Consider the following 1,094-nt stretch of genomic DNA (forward strand, 5'->3'; position numbering starts at 1 on the left):
CCGCCCGGACGGCCTCGCTGGCGCGCAGCGTCGACGGGATGGACGGCGCGGCGAAGGCCGCCGCCGAGCACACCATGGTGCAGCAGGGCGTGCACTGCCGGAGCAGCGAGGTGGACGTCGAGCACGGCGAACTGGTCAGCCACGGGGTGACCCTGGCGACGGTCGAGGTGACGGTGCGGTGCGAGGTGAGCCTCGGCGACCTGGTCGGCGGGCCGAACGTGCCGCTGTCGAAGACCCTCACCGGGCGGTTCGTCTCGGTGGTCGACCGGTACCGCGGTCAGTGAGCGGTGGGCGGGATGATGATGTGTCAGGTCATGGTGCGGGGGGTGACGGGGTTGTGAGGACGAGCGGGCCGGACGGGGATTGGGGAGCCGTCGGGCGGGGGAGACGCATGCGGAGGGCGCCCGGGGGAGGGCGGACGGACCGGTGGGGAGGGAACGCCATGGCACGCGGACGCGCGGTGCGGCGGTTCCGCCGCGCCCGGCTCGGCGGGCCGTTCGGCGGGCTGTCCGGCGCACGGACCGACCGGGGCTCGCTGTCGCTGTTCGTCGCCTTCTGCGCGGGCGGCCTGGTGCTGATCATCGCGCTGGTCGTCGACGCCGGTGGCAAGCTGCGGCTGGCGGAGCGGGTCGACGCCTACGCCCAGGAGGCCGCCCGGGTGGGCGGCCAGCAGCTCGACGAGGCGGCCCTGTTGCAGGGCCAGGGTTACAAGGTACGGACGGCGTACGCCGAGGAGGCGGCCAACAGCTACCTCAGGCTGTACGGCCTGAGGGCCAAGAAGGTGGACTTCTTGGACGGCGGAGCCACCGTCGAGATCACGGTGGAGGCCGAGTTCCGCCCCGTCATGCTGGGCGACCTCGCGAAGCGGAAGGTTACGGGCAAGGGGCGTGCCACCCTCGTCCACGGAGTCAAGGAAGCGGAGACCGACTGATGGCCGCGCCACGCGTCAAGGACCAGACCCGTGCCGGGCGTCCGGCCCGGGGTGTGCCCACCACCCCCGCGTCCGGCCGGCGGTCGGCGCCGCAACCCTCCCACCGGGCGGGCGGCGGGCGCGGCGGCCGGGGCGGCCGGGGCGGCGCCGTGCTCGGCGCGCA

At 74.8% G+C, this 1,094-nt stretch carries 1 protein-coding gene and 1 pseudogene; both read left to right on the forward strand.

What is annotated here, in order from left to right; all coding sequences use genetic code 11:
• Positions 1 to 284, forward strand: a pseudogene (locus tag ABD308_RS32685) (hypothetical protein); the annotation flags it as partial.
• A gap of 158 nt (positions 285 to 442) precedes the next feature.
• Positions 443 to 931 (forward strand): hypothetical protein, encoded by a 489-nt coding sequence (locus ABD308_RS32690; RefSeq protein ID WP_344343143.1) that lies wholly within the window; start codon positions 443 to 445, stop codon positions 929 to 931.
• The last annotated feature ends 163 nt before the right edge of the window (positions 932 to 1,094 follow it).

It is taken from the genome of Kitasatospora putterlickiae, from assembly GCF_039527695.1.
Taxonomy (GTDB): Bacteria; Actinomycetota; Actinomycetes; order Streptomycetales; family Streptomycetaceae; genus Kitasatospora; species Kitasatospora putterlickiae.

Coding starts and splice junctions, on each gene's coding strand:
- ABD308_RS32690 (WP_344343143.1), top strand. CDS start 443: ATGGCACGCGGACGCGCGGTGCGGCGGTTCCGCCGCGCCCGGCTCGGC.